The organism is Mucilaginibacter sp. UYCu711 (assembly GCF_050433825.1).
GTDB lineage: Bacteria > Bacteroidota > Bacteroidia > Sphingobacteriales > Sphingobacteriaceae > Mucilaginibacter.
The window spans coordinates 122,610-144,800 of sequence record NZ_JBNPWM010000010.1; the positions used below are offsets into that span (position 1 = coordinate 122,610).

27 protein-coding genes are annotated in these 22,191 nt (G+C 41.7%); 6 read left to right on the forward strand and 21 right to left on the reverse strand.

The window, feature by feature from the left end:
• Positions 1-30: 30 nt before the first annotated feature.
• From can to ABIB50_RS20375, 3 genes are all read right to left on the reverse strand, one after another.
• The gene (gene can / locus ABIB50_RS20365) at positions 31-753 is read right to left on the reverse strand and encodes a carbonate dehydratase (RefSeq protein ID WP_429382769.1); all 723 of its coding nucleotides are present in this window, start codon (positions 751-753) and stop codon (positions 31-33) included.
• A gap of 12 nt (positions 754-765) precedes the next feature.
• Entirely contained in the window at positions 766-2,367 is a 1,602-nt protein-coding gene (locus ABIB50_RS20370) for a SulP family inorganic anion transporter (RefSeq protein WP_429382771.1), read from the reverse strand.
• Positions 2,368-2,439: 72 nt separating this feature from the next.
• Positions 2,440-2,736, reverse strand: a complete 297-nt coding sequence (locus ABIB50_RS20375) for a hypothetical protein (RefSeq protein WP_429382773.1) — start codon at positions 2,734-2,736, stop codon at positions 2,440-2,442.
• Between the two features lie 134 nt (positions 2,737-2,870).
• Here ABIB50_RS20375 and ABIB50_RS20380 point away from each other — a divergent pair, with 134 nt between their 5' ends.
• From ABIB50_RS20380 to ABIB50_RS20405, 6 genes are all read left to right on the forward strand, one after another.
• Positions 2,871-4,412, forward strand: coding sequence for an acyl-CoA carboxylase subunit beta (locus tag ABIB50_RS20380; RefSeq protein WP_429382774.1), 1,542 nt, complete (start codon positions 2,871-2,873; stop codon positions 4,410-4,412).
• A 48-nt stretch (positions 4,413-4,460) separates the two neighbouring features.
• Complete coding sequence (locus ABIB50_RS20385; RefSeq protein ID WP_429382776.1) at positions 4,461-4,874, forward strand: GNAT family N-acetyltransferase; 414 nt, start codon at positions 4,461-4,463, stop codon at positions 4,872-4,874.
• 135 nt (positions 4,875-5,009) lie between these two features.
• Positions 5,010-6,125, forward strand: a complete 1,116-nt coding sequence (locus ABIB50_RS20390) for a M42 family metallopeptidase (RefSeq protein WP_429382777.1) — start codon at positions 5,010-5,012, stop codon at positions 6,123-6,125.
• Positions 6,126-6,172: 47 nt separating this feature from the next.
• Entirely contained in the window at positions 6,173-7,075 is a 903-nt protein-coding gene (locus tag ABIB50_RS20395; RefSeq protein ID WP_429382778.1) for a nucleotidyltransferase family protein, read from the forward strand.
• 173 nt (positions 7,076-7,248) lie between these two features.
• Complete coding sequence (locus ABIB50_RS20400) at positions 7,249-9,507, forward strand: glycoside hydrolase family 31 protein (protein WP_429382779.1); 2,259 nt, start codon at positions 7,249-7,251, stop codon at positions 9,505-9,507.
• A gap of 192 nt (positions 9,508-9,699) precedes the next feature.
• Entirely contained in the window at positions 9,700-10,407 is a 708-nt protein-coding gene (locus ABIB50_RS20405; protein ID WP_429382781.1) for a TMEM175 family protein, read from the forward strand.
• A 32-nt stretch (positions 10,408-10,439) separates the two neighbouring features.
• Here ABIB50_RS20405 and dnaK read toward each other — a convergent pair whose 3' ends face one another.
• From dnaK to rpsH, 18 genes are all read right to left on the reverse strand, one after another.
• A complete protein-coding gene (gene dnaK / locus ABIB50_RS20410; RefSeq protein WP_429382782.1) occupies positions 10,440-12,359 on the reverse strand; it encodes a molecular chaperone DnaK in 1,920 nt (639 codons plus the stop codon).
• 180 nt (positions 12,360-12,539) lie between these two features.
• The gene (locus ABIB50_RS20415) at positions 12,540-13,076 is read right to left on the reverse strand and encodes a hypothetical protein (RefSeq protein WP_429382783.1); all 537 of its coding nucleotides are present in this window, start codon (positions 13,074-13,076) and stop codon (positions 12,540-12,542) included.
• Positions 13,077-13,100: 24 nt separating this feature from the next.
• Positions 13,101-13,397 carry a HigA family addiction module antitoxin gene (locus tag ABIB50_RS20420; RefSeq protein WP_429382785.1) on the reverse strand — a complete coding sequence of 99 codons (297 nt, stop codon included), beginning with the start codon at positions 13,395-13,397 and terminating at the stop codon, positions 13,101-13,103.
• A 126-nt stretch (positions 13,398-13,523) separates the two neighbouring features.
• Complete coding sequence (gene rplQ / locus ABIB50_RS20425; protein ID WP_429382787.1) at positions 13,524-14,153, reverse strand: 50S ribosomal protein L17; 630 nt, start codon at positions 14,151-14,153, stop codon at positions 13,524-13,526.
• A 188-nt stretch (positions 14,154-14,341) separates the two neighbouring features.
• The gene (locus ABIB50_RS20430) at positions 14,342-15,334 is read right to left on the reverse strand and encodes a DNA-directed RNA polymerase subunit alpha (RefSeq protein ID WP_429382788.1); all 993 of its coding nucleotides are present in this window, start codon (positions 15,332-15,334) and stop codon (positions 14,342-14,344) included.
• Positions 15,335-15,430: 96 nt separating this feature from the next.
• Positions 15,431-16,039 carry a 30S ribosomal protein S4 gene (gene rpsD / locus ABIB50_RS20435; RefSeq protein ID WP_429382789.1) on the reverse strand — a complete coding sequence of 203 codons (609 nt, stop codon included), beginning with the start codon at positions 16,037-16,039 and terminating at the stop codon, positions 15,431-15,433.
• 67 nt (positions 16,040-16,106) lie between these two features.
• Entirely contained in the window at positions 16,107-16,496 is a 390-nt protein-coding gene (gene rpsK / locus ABIB50_RS20440; protein ID WP_429382791.1) for a 30S ribosomal protein S11, read from the reverse strand.
• 126 nt (positions 16,497-16,622) lie between these two features.
• Positions 16,623-17,000 carry a 30S ribosomal protein S13 gene (rpsM, locus tag ABIB50_RS20445; RefSeq protein WP_230545249.1) on the reverse strand — a complete coding sequence of 126 codons (378 nt, stop codon included), beginning with the start codon at positions 16,998-17,000 and terminating at the stop codon, positions 16,623-16,625.
• A 69-nt stretch (positions 17,001-17,069) separates the two neighbouring features.
• Positions 17,070-17,186 (reverse strand): 50S ribosomal protein L36, encoded by a 117-nt coding sequence (gene rpmJ, locus ABIB50_RS20450; protein WP_082855993.1) that lies wholly within the window; start codon positions 17,184-17,186, stop codon positions 17,070-17,072.
• Positions 17,187-17,195: 9 nt separating this feature from the next.
• Complete coding sequence (gene infA / locus ABIB50_RS20455; RefSeq protein WP_090643449.1) at positions 17,196-17,414, reverse strand: translation initiation factor IF-1; 219 nt, start codon at positions 17,412-17,414, stop codon at positions 17,196-17,198.
• Between the two features lie 67 nt (positions 17,415-17,481).
• The gene (gene map / locus ABIB50_RS20460) at positions 17,482-18,270 is read right to left on the reverse strand and encodes a type I methionyl aminopeptidase (RefSeq protein WP_429382793.1); all 789 of its coding nucleotides are present in this window, start codon (positions 18,268-18,270) and stop codon (positions 17,482-17,484) included.
• Between the two features lie 6 nt (positions 18,271-18,276).
• Complete coding sequence (secY, locus tag ABIB50_RS20465; RefSeq protein WP_429382795.1) at positions 18,277-19,617, reverse strand: preprotein translocase subunit SecY; 1,341 nt, start codon at positions 19,615-19,617, stop codon at positions 18,277-18,279.
• A 16-nt stretch (positions 19,618-19,633) separates the two neighbouring features.
• Complete coding sequence (gene rplO / locus ABIB50_RS20470; protein ID WP_429382797.1) at positions 19,634-20,080, reverse strand: 50S ribosomal protein L15; 447 nt, start codon at positions 20,078-20,080, stop codon at positions 19,634-19,636.
• Between the two features lie 4 nt (positions 20,081-20,084).
• Positions 20,085-20,264, reverse strand: a complete 180-nt coding sequence (rpmD, locus tag ABIB50_RS20475) for a 50S ribosomal protein L30 (RefSeq protein ID WP_429382799.1) — start codon at positions 20,262-20,264, stop codon at positions 20,085-20,087.
• A gap of 5 nt (positions 20,265-20,269) precedes the next feature.
• A complete protein-coding gene (gene rpsE / locus ABIB50_RS20480; protein ID WP_144246482.1) occupies positions 20,270-20,788 on the reverse strand; it encodes a 30S ribosomal protein S5 in 519 nt (172 codons plus the stop codon).
• A 12-nt stretch (positions 20,789-20,800) separates the two neighbouring features.
• Entirely contained in the window at positions 20,801-21,157 is a 357-nt protein-coding gene (gene rplR, locus ABIB50_RS20485; protein ID WP_230545255.1) for a 50S ribosomal protein L18, read from the reverse strand.
• Positions 21,158-21,162: 5 nt separating this feature from the next.
• Positions 21,163-21,720 (reverse strand): 50S ribosomal protein L6, encoded by a 558-nt coding sequence (gene rplF, locus ABIB50_RS20490; RefSeq protein WP_429383090.1) that lies wholly within the window; start codon positions 21,718-21,720, stop codon positions 21,163-21,165.
• A gap of 19 nt (positions 21,721-21,739) precedes the next feature.
• Positions 21,740-22,138, reverse strand: coding sequence for a 30S ribosomal protein S8 (gene rpsH / locus ABIB50_RS20495; protein WP_429382801.1), 399 nt, complete (start codon positions 22,136-22,138; stop codon positions 21,740-21,742).
• Positions 22,139-22,191: the final 53 nt, after the last annotated feature.

The window sequence follows — 22,191 nt, forward strand, 5'->3', positions numbered from 1 at the left end:
ACCGGGATCCACTTCACACTAAAAACTATCTTATGCGTGTGCAGCCACCGCTTCCGGGTTTAACTCATATACATATCCCAGGTTTTGCGAATCGTTGTTAGTTACTTTCAGGTCCCTAACCAGCCCGGTGTTGATATCAACTACCCAGCCGTGTACCTGCAGGTCCTCACGCTCTTTCCAGGCGTTTTGGATAATGGTTGTTTTACAAAGGTTATAAGCCTGCTCAATTACATTCAGTTCAACCAGTCGGTTAATTTTAGCATCCTTATCGGTTATACGGTCAAGCTCGTGGGCATGCAGACGGTACACATCTTTAATATGGCGCAGCCAGTTATCAATCAGCCCAAATTGCTTGTGGGTTAATGCCGCCGCTACACCGCCACAGCCATAATGACCCGCAACAATTACGTGCTTAACTTTTAATACATTTACGGCATAGTCCAGCACGCTCAGCATGTTCATGTCCGAGTGCACGCATACGTTGGCTATGTTGCGATGCACAAATACTTCGCCCGGCTTGGTGCCGGTAACCTGGTTTGCGGGTACGCGGCTGTCAGAGCAGCCTATCCACAATACCTCGGGGCTTTGCCCCTGCGATAGCTTTTTAAAGTAATCCGGGTCGCCTTTTAACTGTTCGGCTACCCATTTGCGGTTGCCTGATAGCAGGGAATTGTAGCTTTCTTTTTGCGCTAATTTTATACTTCCGTTTTTAATAGCGGTTGTTATTTCTGTTTTATCATTATCGGTTTTCATGACTTTTCTTAGTTAGGGTTTAAAAATTAATTCTTTCAGTTTAGGCACATCGTAGTGGTCTTTTATAGCAACCAGCTGTACAATAATGGCCTTAGTGTAAGCATTGTGTTTATAGTTGTGGATAATTTCCAAAACATCCGGATCAATATACCTTGAGTTAGTGCCATCTATAATAACCTCGGTTTCCTTAGGTAAATTGGTTAGGGTGATCTGTATAGCGGCCTTGTTTAAAAAAGACACTTCTTCGGCCAGTACTATCGTGATGATCTTATGGTCGGCACTGTCTGAAATATGATAGAAAAACGGGTTACGCATATTGGTACGAAGGATATAAAATATACCCACCAGCATACCAATGCCCACACCTATTAACAGATCGGTTAATACCACCGCAACTATGGTTACCACAAAAGGTATAAACTGCGGCAGCCCCTGGTGCCACATATGCTTAAACAAGCTTATCCGGGCCAGTTTATAACCGGTAACCAGCAGGATAGCGGCTAAACACGATAGCGGGATGTAATTGATGGCCGCCGGAATAAACAACAGCGACAACAACAGCAACACACCATGTATGATAGCACTCATCTTGGTACGCGCACCGGCATTAACGTTTGCTGACGAACGCACAATTACCGCCGTCATAGGCAACCCGCCTAATAAACCGCTAATAATATTACCCGCGCCCTGCGCCACTAACTCGCGGTTGGTTGGCGAGATCCGTTTGATGGGGTCTAATTTGTCGACCGCTTCAAGGCTAAGCAGCGTTTCCAAACTTGCTACTATGGCAATGGTAGCGGCAGTTATCCAAACCTCTTTATTACCTATTGCCGAGAAGTTGGGTGATTTAAACAGGCTGAAAAATTCCGCGGCGTTATTTACTATCGGGATATGTACAAATTGCTTGTCTCTTAATGCCAGATCAGTTCCGTTAAATACTAAGCCCAATATCACACCGGCTAATACAACCAGCAATGGCGCCGGCACTACAGCCAGCTTTTTAAATTTAGGCCAGTATATCAATAGTAAAATAGATACTGCAGCAATTATTGTTGTACCATAATTGATCTTTGACAATGCCCTCAATATGCCTGAGAAAGTATTGTTTTGATCTAATTGCTTAAAGGCTTCATCACCCTCAAAATCGGCGTCATAGCCAACCGCGTGGGGGAATTGCTTCATGATCAGGATGATACCTATCGCGGCCAGCATCCCCTCAATAACTGCGGATGGGAAATAGTTACCTATGGTACCCGCCTTAATAATACCCAGCGTTATCTGGATAACGCCTGCTAATAACACGGCCAATAAAAAGGTCTCGAACGAGCCTAAGCCATTTATTGCATTAAATACAATTACGGTTAAGCCTGCTGCCGGGCCGGCTACACTTAGTTGTGATCCGCTTAACGCGCCTACTACTACACCACCAATAATACCGGTTAAGATCCCCGAGAACAGTGGCGCGCCCGATGCTAACGCGATGCCTAAACAAAGCGGCAATGCCACCAAAAAAACCACAATACTTGAAGGGAGATCTTTTTTAAGATTTTTTGGCAAAAAATATTTTTTGAGATTAAGACTGCCCATAGCTGTCCCATCTTGCTTTAAATGCATATAGAATAAAATTGAATTGAAAAATTAAATGAATAGAGGTATATCCCGGAACCGAGGCCCGGGTTAATTCATTTAAACGTTGGGAGGTGGGGTGGGAACCACGGGGTGGAAAAGCTGCACTAATAGTGCGTGTTCCAGGTTGTGTAGGTAGTTTGTTTCTAACAGAAAAGGATCGTAATGAAAAAACGCTAATAAGTGTTCATCAAAACTCTTCTTTTCTTTAAAGGCATCTTTGTCAGGGTTCTCCTTCTCGCCTTTTGATTCTTGCTCCAGCTGCATAATAGCTGCACGCACAGTACCGCTATCTAAAAAAGTAAATAAAGGCGCAAGTGATATGCCCATCTTCACTACGAAGACCAGTATAAACATTATACCTGTTATTTTTTTATTTATAGCGTTCACTGCGTCAAATATAACAAATCTAACAGCATAGCTGTTGTTTTGTTGAAGGTAATTGTACAATTTAATTGCTAATTTTATAATCTTACACTATAATTACTATTGTGGATCACAAAATAAAAACACTAAAACATAAACGCGAGCATGCATTAGCCGGCGGCGGCAAGGCCCGCGTTGAAAGTCAGCATAAAAAAGGAAAGTTAACTGCGCGCGAGCGTTTACACTTTTTGATGGATGAAGGCTCTTTCCAGGAAATTGGTATGATGGTTACCCACCGGTCAACCGATTTTGGAATGGAAACCGAAAAGTATCCCGGCGATGGCGTGGTAACCGGCTATGGCACAGTTAATGGCCGGCTGATATACGTGTATTCGCAGGATTTTACCATTTTCGGCGGATCGCTGTCTGAAACCCATGCCGAAAAGATCTGTAAGATTATGGAGCTGGCTATCAAGAATGGCGCACCTGTTGTAGGGTTGAACGACTCGGGCGGCGCGCGCATCCAGGAAGGTGTGGTTTCTTTGGGCGGCTATGCCGATATATTTTACCGTAATACCATGGCATCGGGTGTAGTGCCGCAGATCTCGGCCATTATGGGCCCATGCGCGGGCGGCGCTGTGTATTCGCCTGCGATAACCGATTTTATTTTAATGGTCGAGCATACCTCGTACATGTTTGTAACCGGACCCAACGTGGTTAAAACCGTTACGCACGAGATAGTGACATCCGAAGAATTAGGTGGCGCAAATACGCATGCCAGTAAATCGGGTGTTACGCATTTTGCCTGTGCTAACGAAATAGATGCCATTCAGCATGTTAAAAAGCTATTGAGCTATATGCCGCAAAATTGCGAGGATAAAGCCCCTGCATTACCCTACGAACCAACAAACGAGCTTCGCCCTGAGCTAAACGATATATTACCCGAGGCCGCCTTGCAGCCTTATGATGTACGCGAGATTATTACGCATGTGATTGATACCGATTCGTTTTTAGAGGTACATAAAGATTTTGCCGAAAATATCGTTGTCGGTTTTGCCCGGCTGGCGGGCCGCAGTATTGGCATAGTCGCCAATCAGCCCGGGTTTTTGGCGGGCGTGTTAGACAGGCATGCATCAACCAAAGCCGCACGCTTTGTGCGTTTTTGCGATAGTTTTAATATCCCGTTATTAGTATTAGAGGATGTACCGGGCTTTTTACCGGGCACCGACCAGGAGTGGAACGCCATCATCACTAACGGCGCTAAGCTGTTGTATGCATTCTGTGAGGCTACCGTTCCGCGTATTACCGTGATTACCCGCAAGGCTTATGGCGGCGCTTATGATGTAATGAACTCTAAACATATTGGTGCCGATATGAACTTCGCCTGGCCATCTGCCGAGATTGCGGTTATGGGCGCCAAAGGCGCTGCCGAGATCATCTTTAAGCGCGAGATCAGTTCGGCGGAGAACCCGGAGGCGAAGTGGAAAGAGAAAGAGCAACTATACTCCGATACCTTTGCCAACCCCTACCGCGCTGCCGAGCGTGGTTTTGTTGACGAGGTTATTGAACCGGCAGAAACAAGATTAAAGCTTATCCACGCCTTTAAAATGCTGGAGAATAAAGTGGTTAATAATCCGAGGAAAAAGCATGGGAATATACCGTTGTAAAGCCTTTTTGTCATTCTGTGCATAGCGAAGAATGACAACTATATAATTATGAATACCATCCAAATCGAACAAATCCGCCCCGAACTAACCTGGAAACTGCGCCGGGATGTGATGTACCCGGATCAAACCATTGCTCAAATGAAGATGGATGAGGATAAAGATGGTTATCACTTTGCCGCATTTAAAGACAATTATATTGTAGGGGTAGTTTCTTTATTCCATGAAGGCACCGATTTCCAGTTCCGCAAATTTGCTGTGGCTAATGATGAGCAAGGCAAGGGTACCGGGACGATCTTATTAAACTATGTGTTAGATTTCGCTATCGCAATGGGTGCCAAACGCATCTGGTGCAATTCGCGCGTTACTGCTATCGGTTTTTACCAGCGGTTTGGTTTGGTGCAAACCGGCAAAACTTATTCCAATATCGGGATAGATTATGAAGTGATGGAAAAGACTTTTTAAGCTCAAAGCTAAAAGACTAAAGCGGAAAGCTAATATTAGTAATGCGCTGAAAGCTGATTAAAAAAGCTTTTAGCTTTATGCTTTACGCTTAAAGCTAAATATTATATTTGCCAAGCCAATTAAACGGCTAACACTATGGCTAAAAAGAAATCAGATAAAAAAGAACACGTTCCTGTTGTAACCGATACATCATTAACTTTTCTTGAAAAATATATCAATAACGCCTCGCCTACCGGTTTCGAGTGGAAAGGCCAGGAATTATGGCTGGATTATATCAAACCTTATGTTGACGATCATTATGTCGACAACTATGGCACAGCCGTAGCCATCATCAACCCAAAAGCCGAATATAAAGTAGTTATCGAGGCCCATGCCGATGAGATCTCGTGGTTTGTAAACTACATTACCAGCGATGGTTTGATCTATGTTATCCGTAATGGTGGTTCAGATCACCAGATAGCGCCATCAAAACGCGTTAATATCCATACCGATAAGGGCGTTGTTAAAGCGGTATTTGGCTGGCCGGCTATTCATACCCGTTTGGCCGGCGAAAAGGAAGAGGCGCCATCGCTTAAAAATATCTTTTTAGATTGCGGCGCTACGTCAAAAGACGAAGTTGAGAACCTGGGGATCCACGTAGGTTGCGTAATTACTTACGAGGATGAGTTTATGATCTTGAACGACCGCTACTACGTAGGCCGTGCTTTAGACAACCGCGTAGGTGGCTTTATGATTGCCGAGGTTGCCCGTTTACTAAAAGAGAATAAAAAGAAACTGCCGTTTGGCTTATATATTGTAAACGCCGTACAGGAAGAAATAGGTTTACGTGGTGCAGAAATGATAGCACATCGCATTAAACCAAACGTTGCTATTGTTACAGATGTAACGCATGATACCCAAACCCCGATGATCAGCAAGATAACTCAGGGCGACCTGGCCTGCGGCCGCGGACCGGTAGTATCCTACGCCCCTGCTGTACAAAATAACCTGAACAAGCTGTTGATGGACACTGCAGAAAAAGCTGGTATCCCGTTCCAGCGCCAGGCATCATCCCGGTCAACCGGTACTGATACTGACGCCTTTGCTTATTCTAATGATGGTGTGCCATCGGCATTGATATCATTATGCCTGCGTTATATGCATACCACGGTTGAGATGGTACATAAAGAAGATTGCGATAATGTTATCCGTTTAATTTATGAGTGCCTGTTAAACATTAAAGACGGACAAGACTTTAGGTACATTAAATAAACAATCATTACATTTAACGTTCAAAGAACAACGCTATCACTGAAGATATGAAACCTACACTATTAATATTGGCCGCAGGTATGGCCAGCCGTTATGGCAGCATGAAGCAGATTGATGGCTTCGGTCCACATGGCGAAACCATTATTGATTATTCTATCCATGACGCTATCCGTGCCGGCTTCGGTAAGATCAGCTTCATTATCCGCGAGGAGTTTTTAGATTCTTTCAAGGCGATATTTGAGCCTAAACTGGCCGGCCGTATAGAGACAGATTATGTTTTCCAAAACTTTGATCTGAAGCCTTTCGGTATAGACAAAACCATCGAGCGCGCTAAACCGTGGGGTACTGCCCACGCGGTATTAGCTGCCCGCAACCAGGTGAAAGAAAACTTTTGCGTTATTAACGCGGATGACTATTATGGCTATGATGCTTTCGAGAAAATGGCTAAGTTTTTAACCACCGAAGCGGATGATACCCACTATGCGCTAATTGGTTACCAGATAGATAAAACTTTGTCTGATTACGGTTCTGTATCACGCGGTGTGTGCGAGGTTAACGCCCAAGGTAACATGACCGAGGTGAACGAGCGTACCGAAGTTTACTTTACCGATGGTGGTAAAGTTGCTTACAAGGACAGCACCGGCGAGCACCCGCTGCCGAATGACACCCGCGTATCCATGAATTTCTGGGGCTTTACCCCGGCAGTGTTTGATCAAAGTGTATCAATGTTCCGTGAGTTTGTAGATGCTAACGAGGCAAATCCGAAAGCAGAGTTCTTTATTCCGTTGGTTGCTGATAAACTGATAAAAAGCGGCACAGCGTCTTTTAAAGTTATCCCAACCGCGTCAAAATGGTTTGGTGTTACTTATAAAGAAGATAAGCCAATAGTGCAAAAATCAATATCAGAACTGGTTGAAAACGGTACTTATCCGGCTAATCTCTGGAGTTAAGTAAATAGTGTTCCATTTTGCGAAAGAGGAACACCCGGAACACTATGGAACACCATAATAGTTAAAAGAATTAATTAAAGATTATTAATAATAGAAAATCCTGCTTAACGGCGGGATTTTTGTTTTATCTTATCTTTCCCAAACTAAAAAACCATTAACGCTGTTGCCTATATATGCAGTTAGAAATATTAGGAAATGCCGATACCGTTACCTACCAAAATGGCGCGTTAGTTATTAAAACCCCGCAAGCTGAAGCACGGGTTTGGGTTTACAGCCCTACAATTATCCGGGTTTGTATCAGTAAGGATTTTAATCATTCGGATGAATCCTTCGCGGTAATAGAGAAACCTTTGGATGATTTTACCTGGCAACATTTAAATGATCGGGTTGAGCTAACTACATCGGCCTTAAAACTCATCGTCCACACAAACCCATTACGTTTTAATTTTTATACTGCAGATGGCAAACCGCTAAGCGAGGACGATGCACGTTTTGGCACCAACTGGCAGGCCGAGCGGGTTATTAATTACCGCAAATTATATACTGATGAAAAATTTATTGGCCTGGGTGAAAAGGCCGGCGACCTTAACCGCCGCGGCTGCAACTATGTAAACTGGAACACGGATGCCGCAATGCATACTATCACTACCGATCCGCTATATAAAACCTTCCCGTTCTTCATCGGCCTGCATAGCGGGTTAACTTACGGGTTATTTTTTGATAATATGCATAAAAGTTACTTCGACTTTGGCGCTACTACCGACGAGCAAATGAGCTGGTTCGGCGCAGATGGCGGGGATATGAACTATTATTTCTTTGGTGCGCAGGGTATCCGTAATATTTTGGAAGATTATACCTGGCTTACCGGCCGCATGGAAATGCCGCCGCTTTGGAGCCTCGGTTATCAGCAATGCAGATGGAGCTATATGAGCGCCAACGAGGTACTGGAGGTTGCCCGCAAGTTCCGCCAAAAGCAGATCCCGGCCGATGTGATGTATTGCGATATTGATTATATGGACGGCTACAAGATCTTCACCTGGAATAAGGAGACTTTCCCTGATCCGAAAGGAATGATCGAGGAGTTAAGGGCCATGGGCTTCAAGCTGGTTACCATCGTTGACCCCGGTATTAAAATAGATGAAAACTACCCAGAATATAAAGAGGGCGTAGATAAGCATTACTTTGCTACCTATCCCAACGGCGAGCTATATACCGCCCGTGTTTGGCCGGGACGCTGCCATTTCCCCGATTTCTTAAATGAGGAAGTACGCGAATGGTGGGGGGCATCTTTTAAGGCCCTTACCGATCCCGGTGTCGAAGGTTTTTGGAACGATATGAACGAGCCCGCTGCCTGGGGCCAAAACATGCCCTGGATGGTAAAGTTTGGCGATAAATTTATGCCAGAGATAAGGAATGTATACGGCATGCAAATGGCGAGGGCCACTTATAACGGCACCAAACGCATTTTAAACGGCAAACGTCCATTTATACTCACCCGGGCCGCTTATGCCGGCACACAGCGTTATTCGGCCGTTTGGACGGGTGATAACGCCGCTACCGATGAGCACATGCTATTTGGCCAACGCCTGGTGAATAGCTTGGGGTTAACCGGCATGTCATTAATAGGTGTAGATATTGGCGGCTTTATGGGTAACCCAACGCCCGAGTTAATGGTGCGCTGGAATTCGCTTGGGCCCTACGTACCCATGTACCGTAACCACGCCGCGTTAGGTATGACTATGCGCGAGCCATGGCAATGGGGTGATGAATATGAGCAGATCATTAAAAAAGGTATTGAGCAGCGATATAAACTACTGCCATACATTTATTCGAGCTTTTACCAATCTACCCAAACCGGCCTGCCATTAAGCCGCACGCTGGCTATAGACTATACCTGGGATGAAAATATATTTGATACCAGGTATCAGAACCAGTTTTTATTTGGCGATGCATTATTAGTAGCTCCTGTAATCAGCACAGTTGATAACGTTGATGTTTATTTACCTATAGGCGATTGGTATCGTTTAGGATCTGATGAGAAATTTAGTGGTGGGCAGGTTATTAATGTCCCTTGCCCCCTAACTGATTTGCCGGTATTTGTAAAAACGGGTGCTATTATCCCGATGCAGAACATTATCCAAAGCACCAATGAGGTTGGCGATGGTGTATTATTAATAAATATCTGGAATGGAAATGAGATAAACGCGTTTATTTATTACGAGGATGATGGGCTGACTTATGATAACGAAAATGGCATCTATTATAAACGTACCATAACTTTTGATCCGCAGAAAAAAGAAATTACGTTTGGTGAGGTTGAGGGGAGTTATCAGTCTAAGTATGATAAGCTACAGGTTGTTGGGCATGGGTTTGACGGGGTGATAGATAGAGAAACCTTGAATGATACTCAATCATTAATGATCTCCTACTAATCACGTCATTGCGAGGAACGAAGCAATCTCTGCGTAGGACATTCAATTAGATAAACCTCATTTGGCGATAGCCAGCACGATCAATCTACAAATTGATTCGCATGTGAAGAGATTGCTTCGTTCCTCGCAATGACGTGATTTTTATTATTCCTTTTCCCCTTACTTTTTCCTATCTTTTGGCATTAATTAACTATGCCACAACACGAACATTTTTTGGAGCAACATGACCCGGATCGCAAAGACTTCCAGGTAGACCGTATAATTTTATTTAGCGATGCTGTTTTTGCTATCGCGATCACCCTGTTAATTATTGAAATAAAAACGCCTAACATTCATGAGCTGCCTAACAAAGATGTTCAACATCAACTACAACAATTAAGTGAACTATGGCCTAAGTTCATGGCCTTTACCATGAGTTTCTTTGTAATTGCTGTTTATTGGCGAAGCCATCACCGCATATTTGGGTTTGTAAATACTTATACCGAAAAGCTGATTTGGATCAATATTCTTTTCCTTTTTGCTGTGGTGGTAATGCCTTTTTCATCAGCCTATTACAGTGAAAACTATGGCTATGAGGTTTCGCACGTTTTTTATAATCTTAATATTATAGCAACCGGGTTAATTAATTACTTCTTCATAAGGTATGTGTTTAATCCCGCCAATAAATTAGTTAAGCATCAGCCTACGCCAATGTTTATTCATTTATTTAAAGCCAGGGCTGTTGCAATACCTATATTTTTTAGCTGTATTATATTATTAGGTTTTTTCGGTGTGCCATTTTACCCAATAATTTACGCCTTGCTATGGCCCATGTTCCTTATTTTGCGCAGATACAATGCACGTAAATACGCCGATAAACCGGCACAAAAACGTAAAGCACAAAAAAGCCCGGAAGAATAATCTACCGGGCTTTACTAATATATATTTGAGAATTATTTGCTGTCGTCTTTTACTTCTTCAAAGTCAACGTCAGTCACGGTGTCAGAGTGGTCTTGCGGACCTGCACCTGGCGCGCCTGCGTCAGCACCTGGCTGTTGTTGGCCACCTTCGGCAGACGCTTTGTACATCTCTTCGGAAGCTGCTGTCCAGGCAGTGTTCAACTCTGCTTGTGCAACATCTATATCAGCAAGGTTTTTAGAAGCATAAGCTTCTTTTAATTTAGTTAAACCTTCTTCAATAGGTGCTTTTTTGTCAGCCGGTAATTTATCACCAAACTCTTTCAATTGCTTCTCGGTAGAGAAAATCAAGGCGTCAGCGCTGTTCAGTTTTTCAACTTCTTCTTTTGCCGCTTTGTCAGCATCAGCGTTAGCTTCAGCTTCGTCCTTCATTTTCTTGATCTCGGCATCAGTTAAACCTGATGATGCTTCAATACGGATCTTTTGCTCTTTACCGGTAGCTTTATCTTTAGCCGATACGTGTAATATACCGTTAGCATCGATATCAAAAGTTACCTCAACCTGTGGTACACCACGTGGCGCAGGCGGCAATCCATCTAAGTGGAAACGGCCAATGGTACGGTTACCTTGTGCCATAGGGCGCTCGCCTTGTAAGATATGGATCTCAACAGACGGCTGGTTATCAGACGCGGTAGAGAATGTCTCAGATTTTTTAGTAGGGATTGTTGTGTTTGATTCGATCAATCTTGTCATCACACCACCCATAGTTTCGATACCTAATGACAGCGGGGTAACGTCTAATAACAATACATCCTTAACTTCGCCGGTTAATACACCACCTTGTATGGCAGCACCGATAGCAACAACTTCATCCGGGTTAACACCTTTTGATGGCGCTTTACCGAAGAATTTTTGCACGGCATCCTGTATAGCAGGGATACGTGTAGAACCACCTACCAAAATAACCTCGTCGATATCAGAAGTGCTGTAACCTGCATTTTTCAAAGCAGTTTTACAAGGCTCGATAGTACGTTTGATCAGGCTATCAGCCAATTGCTCAAACTTAGCACGGGTTAAAGTTTTCACTAAGTGCTTAGGCATGCCATCAGCAGCAGTGATATATGGTAAGTTAATTTCTGTTTGCGGAGAGCTTGATAATTCAATTTTAGCTTTCTCTGCTGATTCTTTTAAACGTTGCAAAGCCATTGGATCTTTACGCAGATCAACACCTTCGTCGCTTTTAAATTCGTCTGCCATCCAGTCAATGATCACCTGGTCAAAGTCATCACCACCTAAGTGTGTATCACCATCCGTTGATTTTACTTCGAACACGCCATCACCTAACTCAAGGATTGACACGTCATGCGTACCACCACCGCAATCAAACACGGCAATTTTCATATCCTTATGCGCTTTGTCCAGGCCATAAGCAAGGGCAGCAGCGGTAGGCTCGTTAATGATCCTGCGTACTTTTAAGCCTGCAATTTCACCGGCTTCTTTAGTAGCCTGGCGCTGTGCATCATTAAAGTAAGCCGGTACGGTAATAACCGCTTCGGTAACTTCATGGCCCAAAAAGTCTTCGGCAGTTTTCTTCATTTTCTGAAGGATCATTGCAGAGATCTCTTGTGGAGTGTATTTACGATCGCCAATTTCTACACGTGGTGTATTGTTGTCTCCTTTAACTACTGTATAAGGCATACGAGCAGCTTCTTTAGTAACCTCGTTAAACTGGTTACCCATGAAGCGTTTAATAGATGAAATAGTTTTTGTAGGATTAGTAATAGCCTGACGTTTTGCAGGATCACCTACTTTACGCTCGCCGTTGTCGATAAAAGCTACTACTGACGGCGTAGTACGTTTTCCCTCGCTGTTAGCTATAACTACAGGCTCGTTACCTTCCATTACAGCTACGCAGGAGTTTGTTGTTCCTAAGTCGATTCCGATTATTTTAGACATATGATTATTGATTTTTTACTTGATTGTTTTATACTACCTCTTTAACAATGGTTGTGCCAATTTGGGTTTGGCAGTTTTTTTAGCTTTAATGGCAAAAGGCGTATACAAAAAGGGTAATATTTCGTCAGAATGGTGTCTGATTGTGGTGACAGGTTGGCAGAAAACAACTTAACTCATTAATTACAAATCTGCTTGAAGAGCTTTTGTATATCGTTTTACGTTAACTTTGATATCTTTTAAAGAGCTAATTATTGGTTTTTCGCCGAATCGCTTTTTCCCATTAATCTTGACATCTATAATTTTCCCTTCGTTTAGATAGTATCTTCCTTCAAAACCGAGTTTTGGGTGAGTGTATAAGATTTGACCGGTTTTGTTATCGTAGCGAAAATCTTCCTCGCGCTCATAAATAAAAAACACTTGATTGTCCTTTAAATAGTATTCATATTGACGTATACCAAAAGATAATCCCACCCATACTTTTATTTTGCGAATCGTTGATCCATTAAAATAGCCGGTTAATGAGTTACCCCCATCAGTCATTTGTCCAATTACTGAAGTATTATCGAGTTTTACGCTTTGTAGTAGTTTGTCGTTATTTATCTCAGAAAAAGATTTTTTGACATTCTCTATAATATCTTTTGGCGATTGTCCATAACAGATAGATAGCCATAAGCAGTTTATGGCAAAAAATAAAAATATCCAACGAACTGAAGTCATGATTGAAACGTGGTATAGAAGTTACTAAGACGCCATTGCAAACGGCAACACCTTTATATCTGCCGATTTTTTCTCAGCAATCCATAGATCATAGCCTTGCTGCATATTCATCCATAATTGCGGCGTGGTATTTAACGCTTTCGATAAACGGATAGCCATTTCTGCGCTCACACCCATGTGGCCGTTAACCAATTGCGATAATGTTTTACGGGCAATACCCAATTGGCCTGCGGCTTGGGTAATTGTTATTTCCAGTGGTTCTAAATAAAGTCCTTTTAATATTACGCCCGGGTGTACCGGTGCTATACCTCGTTTTATCATAGCTCAAATTTTAATGATAATCTATATAAATCTAAACTATAACATCAAGCTTCCAAAAATTTTTAAACACAAAACGCCCCACTCAAATGAGCGGGGCGTTTTTAATATGCTAAAAGCGATAATTAATTATTCGCCTTTCTCAGCGTTTTCTTCGTTAGCAGCTGGTGCTTCAGGAGTTTCTTCAACAGCTGGTGCTGCTTCTTCTGCTACCGGAGCTTCAATAGCTTCTTCGGCAACTGGTGCTTCAACTACATCTTCAACAGGAGCTTCTGTTACTGCAACTTCTTCAGCAACTGGTGCTGCTGCAACCGGCGCGTCTGTTTTTGCTTTAGCTGTCGAACCACCACGACGACGTGTTGATTTTTTAGCTGTTTGTGCTGCGTCTGCACCGTATACTGTGTTGTAATCAACTAACTCGATGATTGCCATTTCAGCGTTATCGCCTAAACGATTTTCTAATTTGATAATACGAGTATAACCACCTGGACGAGAAGCAATTTTCTCAGCAATTTCGCGGAATAGGATAGTAACTGCGTCTTTGTCTTGCAGGTAGCTAAATACAGTACGACGTGAGTGTGTAGTATCGTCTTTACCTTTTGTAAGGATTGGTTCTACATAAACACGTAAAGCTTTTGCTTTTGCTAATGTAGTAGTGATGCGCTTGTGTAAGATAAGCGAAGTAGCCATGTTACTCATCATCGCTTTACGGTGACTGGTGGTGCGGCCTAAGTGGTTGTGTTTTTTACCGTGTCTCATTGTTTTGTTGTTTGTGGCACGTGCATACCGTTGGGCGGCTTTTCAGTCAAGCCCGCGGAATTATGCAAATACTCCGTTAAAAATCTGTGTTTGGAGTTAGCAAGATCGCCTTGCTGTAACTACTCTTTTTATTATAAATGAAAAGAGGTTAAAGACTATTTAACTAATCTCTAACCTCTTTTCAATAATTATTCTTCGTCTAATTTAAATTTTGACAAGTTCATGCCAAAAGATAAACCTTTTGATTTTACTAAGTCTTGAATTTCAGTCAATGATTTTTTACCAAAGTTTCTGAATTTCAACATATCAGCTACGTCATATGATACCAGGTCAGCCAGGCTGCGGATATCAGCTGCTTTTAAGCAGTTTAATGCACGTACAGAAAGATCAAGATCAACTAACTCCGTTTTAAGGATCTTACGCATATGTAAAATTTCTTCGTCAACTTCTTTAGTTTCTTCTTTAGCTTGCGCTTCTAACATCATGTTCTCGTCGCTGAATAACATAAAGTGCTGGATCAGGATCTTAGCAGCTTCTTTCAACGCGTCTTCGGGATGGATAGAACCATCGGTAGCAATATCCAATACTAATTTCTCGTAATCGGTTTTTTGCTCAACACGATAGTTTTCTATAGTGTATTTTACGTTTTTGATCGGGGTGTAGATAGAGTCGATAGCTATAACACCTACGTTCGCATCCGGATTTTTATTTTCTTCGCTTGCTACGTAACCACGGCCTTTATTGATCGTGAATTCGATTTCAAGCGTTACTGATGAATCCATGTTGCAGATAACCAAATCAGGATTTAAAACTGTAAAGTTATTTGAGAACTTAGTTATATCACCAGCATTAAAAGTATCCTGACCATTGATGATCACGAAAACTTTCTCACTGTCGCCAGACTCACCTGTCTTTTTAAACCTAACTTGTTTTAAGTTTAATATGATCTCGGTTACGTCTTCAACAACTCCTTTTATAGTTGAAAACTCATGCATAACGCCTGAAAAACGTACAGAAGTAATTGCATAACCTTCAAGCGATGAAAGTAATATACGACGTAGCGCATTACCAATAGTTATACCAAAGCCTGGTTCTAACGGACGAAATTCAAACGTACCCTCAAAATCAGTAGACTTTTGCATGATAACCTTGTCTGGTTTCTGAAATGCTAATATTGCCATTTATATCCTTTATTTATTGTTTACTTAATTGGACTGATTTAAACCACGAAAATGGTTGACATAATATGCCAACCACTATCCGTGTTATTATCGTTATTATTTTGAGTATAACTCGACGATCAGATTTTCCTTAATGTTTTCAGGAATCTCGTCACGGTTTGGATAGTTAAGAAATTTACCTGTTAAGGTATTAGCATCCCACTCTAACCAGCTATATTTGTTAATTCTGTGGCCTGCAACTGAAGTTGTGATAGCCTCTAAAGTTTTAGATTTTTCACGTACTGCAATAACGTCGCCTGCTTTAACCTGGTAAGAAGCGATGTTTACTACCGATCCGTTAACAGTGATATGTTTGTGGCCAACTAATTGACGGGCTGCCGAGCGTGACGGAGCAATACCTAAACGGTATACTGCGTTGTCTAAACGGGCCTCTAAGAATTTCAATAAGTTTTCGCCGGTGATACCTTCTTTAGCAGAAGCACGGTGAAACAAGTTTTCGAACTGACGCTCTAACACACCATAAGTGTATTTAACTTTTTGTTTCTCCATTAACTGTACCGCGTACTCAGATTGCTTTCCTCTTCTTTTAGAAGCGCCATGCATTCCGGGTGGATAGTTTTTTCTTTCTAACGCTTTATCCGGACCGAAGATCGGCTCGCGGAACCTACGCGCAATTTTTGATTTGGGGCCTGTATATCTTGCCATTTTGTGTTTGTTTTAAAGTATCATGCAGCCTGTAGCTGCCGAATCTTAGCTTTAAAAATCGGGTTAATTAAACTCTTCTTCTTTTTGAAGGACGACATCCGTTGTGCGGAAGCGGTGTGATGTCTTTTATGGTAGTTACCTCAATACCGGTAGTTTGCAAAGTACGGATAGCCGACTCGCGACCTGATCCCGGGCCTTTAACAAACACCTCTACTTTACGCAAACCTAAGTCATAAGCAGCTTTACCGCAATCGCCGGCAGCTTGTCCAGCAGCGTAAGGTGTGTTCTTTTTAGAACCTTTAAAACCCATTTTACCTGCAGACGACCAAGAGATGGCTTGTCCGCTTTTGTTGGTAAGGGTAATAATGATATTGTTAAAAGTTGCGTTGATGTGTGCTTCGCCTACGGCTTCAACAATTACAACGCGCTTTTTGGTAACTTTTTTACTTTTAGCCATTTTGATTTTTAATTATTGATTTAATGAATTACTGAGTTACTAAATAACTCGGACCCATTAATCTTTTTAATTTATTTTATTCCTAATGAATATAGCGCATCTCTGCACTTAATCATTAATCACTTACTATTTAGTAGCTTTCTTTTTGTTAGCAACTGTTTTACGTTTTCCTTTACGAGTACGTGAGTTGTTTTTAGTGCGTTGGCCACGTAATGGTAAACCTTTACGGTGACGTGTACCACGGTAGCAACCTATATCCATTAAACGTTTGATGTTTAACTGAACTTCAGAGCGTAACGCGCCTTCAACTTTAATTTCGTCGTTGATAATACCACGAATCAAAGCTAACTGGTCATCATTCCAATCTTGTACTTTAATATTAAAGTCGATACCAGCTTTAGTCAAAATTTCTTGAGATTTTGAGCGGCCTATTCCGTAGATGTAGGTTAAACCTATCTCTCCTCTTTTGTTTTTTGGTAAATCAATACCTGAAATCCTTGCCATATTTGTTTTTTGTTTGTAGTAAGACCGAACGGCGGGCCACCGTTGTACGGATCATTACAATGCTTTTAATTATCCCTGACGCTGTTTGAACTTAGGATTCTTTTTGTTTATCACATAAAGTTTCCCGTTACGACGGATGATCTTGCAATCAACACTGCGCTTTTTAATGGATGCTCTAACTTTCATCTCTATTTATTATTTATATCTGTACGTTATTCTTCCTTTTGACAGATCGTATGGACTCATTTCCAGTTTCACTCTGTCGCCAGGTAATATCTTGATATAATGCATGCGCATTTTACCTGATATGTGCGCAATAATCTCGTGACCATTCTCTAACTCAACCCTAAACATTGCGTTTGATAACGCTTCGCGAATTGTGCCGTCCTGTTCAATCGAAGATTGTTTTGCCATATTTTACTGATTATTACTTAATTATCCGCCCTGAAAGCGGGACGCAAAATTAATAAAATATTTTTAATTAATTAACTTTTTCTGATAAAACATTATCGACATACTCAAATGACGTTAATATGTCTGCTTTTCCCTTTTTTACAGCTACTGTATGCTCATAATGGGCAGATGCTTTACCATCAACAGTTGATACTGTCCAGCCATCATCCCAAAACTTAACCCCTGCACGACCGGCATTTATCATCGGCTCAATGGCTATCACCATCCCTTCCTCTAACTTTATGCCTGATCCGCGCCTGCCGTAGTTTGGCACTTCCGGTTTTTCGTGAAGCTTTAGTCCCACTCCGTGGCCTACCAATTCTTTCACTACACCAAAACCATTCTTTTCAGCATGCTCCTGTACCGCGTAACCAATATCACCAATGCGGTTACCAACTACTGCCTTTTCGATGCCCAGGTCTAAACACTCGCGCGTAACACGCATCAGCTTTTTGATCTCGTCACTTACCTCGCCAATGGCATAAGTAAAAGCCGAATCGCCAACGTACTTATTAAGCGTTACGCCACAATCTACCGATACCAGGTCGCCCTCTTTTAAAGCATAGGTGCCTGGGAAGCCGTGTACTACCTGGTTATTTAATGAAATACAAAGCGAGTAAGGAAACCCTCCGTAATTTAAAAAAGATGGGATGCCGCCGTTATCACGTATAAAGGTTTCTGCAAGTTTGTCTAATTCGATAGTCTTTATTCCCGGCGCTATAACTTTCGCTATTTCACCGTGTGTTTTTGCCAACAAGATCGAGCTTAATCTAATAAGCTCGATCTCCTCGGCAGACTTATAATGAATTTTTGACATTCGTTATTAAATTGCTGTCGGTGTTGTTCCGGTGGCAGCAGGTATTGATGTACGGCCAGTTATTCTGCCTGTTTTCATTAAGCCATCATAATGACGCATTAATAAATGGCTTTCTATCTGTTGTAAGGTATCTAAAACAACACCAACAAGGATGATCAATGATGTACCACCAAAGAACCTTGCAAATAATGAATTAACACCAACTAAGCTTGCCAGTGCCGGGATGATAGCTATGATAGCTAAAAATATAGATCCCGGTAAAGTAATCCTTGATATAATGTCATCAATGTAACTGGTTGTAGCCTCGCCTGGTTTAACACCAGGTATAAATCCGTTATTACGTTTCATATCCTCGGCCATTTGCTTCGGGTTAACCGTAATAGCTGTATAGAAATAAGTAAACAGGATAATCAGAACTGCAAACACAGCGTTGTGTAACAAAGAAGTATAATCTGACAATTTTATCAATATACCATTTGATGCAGCAGTAGGGAAAAACGATGCCAAAGTTGCCGGTATAAACATCAATGCCTGAGCAAAGATGATAGGCATTACACCGGCAGCATTTACCTTTAAAGGTATATACTGGCGCACGCCACCATATTGTTTGTTACCTACAATACGCTTGGCATACTGTACCGCAATTTTTCGGGTTCCCTGTACAATTAGTATAGTAAACATAACCACACCCAGTAAAGCAACAAGCTCAACAATAAATGTAATTAAGCCACCGCTACCGGTTGTACGGTTTTGAAACTCAGCTACAAATGCACCTGGTAATTGCGCAATAATACCAACCATGATGATCAGGGAGATACCGTTACCAATACCTTTGTCTGTGATCTTCTCGCCTAACCACATTACAAATAATGTACCCGCTGTTAATACAAACGTATTCATTATAGTAAACATTGGGTTACTTATCAGCATCTCGTCAGGTGTTACCTGCGAACGCAGGTAAGCCGCCGCTTGCGCAGCTGTAATCAATATTGTTAGGTAACGGGTCCACTGGTTAATTTTGTTACGGCCGCTTTCTCCTTCTTTTTGCATTTTAGCAAAATAAGGCACAGCAATACCTAATAACTGCATCACGATGGAAGCAGAGATATAAGGCATAACGCCTAATGCAAAAATAGAGACCCGTGAAAACGAACCTCCTGCAAACATATTTAGCAGCCCTACCAATCCTTCTGCCTTGTCTTTTGATGCGATGGCATCACTAACTCCCGGCAAACGGATAAAAGAACCTACACGATATATTAAAAGAAATAAGAGTGTGTTAGTAATACGCACTCTTAGATCTTCAATTTTCCAGATATTGGATATTGTAGTGAAAAACTTCTTCATTTGAAAGTTTAAAGTTTTATAGCTTAACTATAGTACCACCGGCAGCTTCAATAGCTTTTTGCGCGGTAGCTGTAAATGCATGTGCAGTAACTTCTAATTTGGCTTTCAACTCGCCACGGCCCAATATTTTAATTAAGTCGTTTTTTGACGCTAAACCATGCTCCCTTAAAGTAGCAAAGTCTATAGTTGTAAGTGTATATTTATCTGTTAGTTCTTGCAATACATCAAGGTTAACACCAACGTACTCCACGCGGTTAGGATTTTTAAATCCAACTTTAGGAACACGGCGTTGTAATGGCATTTGGCCACCTTCAAAACCTATTTTTGTTTTTTTTCCTGAACGTGAACCGGCACCTTTATGACCACGGGTTGATGTACCACCACGGCCAGAACCTGTACCACGACCAATTCTTTTTCTATTTTTGGTTGAACCTTCTGCAGGTTTCAGATTACTTAAATTCATGATATTAGATATTTTCTACTGCTACCAGGTGGTTAACTTTTCTAACCATACCTATAATAGCCGCGTTGGCTTCAACTTCCACACTGTGGTTAATTTTCTTTAAGCCCAGTGCTTCCACTGTTCTTTTTTGGCGCTCGGTCCTATCGATCACGCTCTTAATCAGGGTAATTTTGATCTTTGACATGATAATTATCCGTTAAAAACTTTGCCTAAACTAATTCCGCGTTGTTGAGCTACAGTATGTGCATCACGTAATTGTGATAATGCAGATACGGTTGCTTTAACCACGTTGTGCGGGTTTGATGATCCTTTTGATTTTGCAAGTACGTTATGTACACCTGCCGACTCTAATACTGCACGCATCGCACCACCAGCTATTACACCGGTACCGTTTGCTGCAGGCTTAAGGAATACAAAGCCACCTGAGAATTTACCTATTTGCTCATGAGGTATAGTGTTGTTGATAATCGGAACTTTTACCAAATTCTTTTTAGCATCATCAATACCTTTTGCAATAGCTTCTGTAACCTCTTTTGCTTTACCTAAACCGTAACCTACTACACCATTTTCGTCACCTACCACTACGATAGCTGAGAAGCTGAATGTACGGCCACCTTTAGTTACTTTGGCTACACGCTGTATGCTTACCAAACGGTCTTTTAACTCGATCTCGCTGGTTTTTACTCTTTTTATGTTGATTGTTGACATTTCTCTTTTCGATTAAAAGTTTAACCCACCTTCACGTGCACCTTCAGCCAGTGATTTAACACGACCGTGATACAAGTATCCGTTCCTGTCAAAAACTACATCTTTAATACCAGCTGCAATAGCTTTCTCGGCAACCAGTTTACCTACGGCAACTGATTGATCTGACTTGGTACCATCAGCAGTAAACTCTTTTGATAAAGATGATGCTGATACAATAGTTTTTCCTGTTACATCGTCAATGATCTGCGCATAAATACCTTTATTGCTTCTGTACACTGACAAACGAGGACGGGTTGAAGAACCTGAAAGGCGCTTCCTGATTCCCATCTTAATTCTTTCTCTTCTTGATAATTTCGCTCTAGCTGCCATGACGATTATTTTTTAGATGCTGATTTACCTGCTTTTCTTCTCAATACTTCGCCAACAAACTTGATACCTTTACCTTTGTAAGGCTCTGGCGTACGTAACGAGCGTATTTTTGCCGCTACCTGGCCAATCAGTTGTTTATCGTTTGATTCCAGAATTATAGTTGGGTTTTTACCCTTTTCAGCAGTAGTTGAAACTTTAATTTCTTTTGGTAATTCAAAAACATAATGGTGAGAGAAACCCAACACTAAATCTAATGTATTACCTGTATTAGTTGCGCGGTAACCCACACCTACTAATTCTTGTTCTATTTTGTAACCTGTTGTTACGCCAACAACCATGTTGTTTAACAATGCGCGGTATAAACCGTGTAATGCTTTATGACGTTTTTGATCAGTTGGGCGTTGAACTAATAGTTCTGTACCTTCCTGCACAACTTTTATATCTGTATCCACCGCTTGATACAACTCGCCTTTAGGGCCTTTTACTGTAACTAAATTATCTTCAGATACGGTAATTGTAACGCCTGCCGGTACTGGTATTGGTGATTTTCCTACTCTTGACATTGCTTCTTTCCTCCTCTGATTAATAAACGTAGCATAAAACTTCGCCACCTATATTTTGCTGACGCGCTTCTTTATCGGTCATTACACCGTGAGAAGTTGATAGGATAGCGATACCTAAACCATTTAATACACGTGGCAATTTCTCTGTGCCAGCATATTTTCTGAAACCTGGTCTGCTTATACGTGCGATTGAGCGGATAGCAGGAATTTTAGTTATTGGATGGTATTTCAAAGCCACTTTAATAGTGCCTTGCGGACCGTTTTCCTCAAACTTGTAGTTTGCAATGTAACCTTTGTCAAAAAGCACCTTGGTGATTTCTTTCTTTAGGTTAGATGCAGGAATCTCAACAACCCTGTGGTTGGCTTTAATAGCATTTCTTACACGGGTAAGATAATCTGCGATTGGATCTGTATTCATTATTTATTTGTTGTGATGGTGGTTTCCTTCTCCTAACATCAGAGACGACCTGC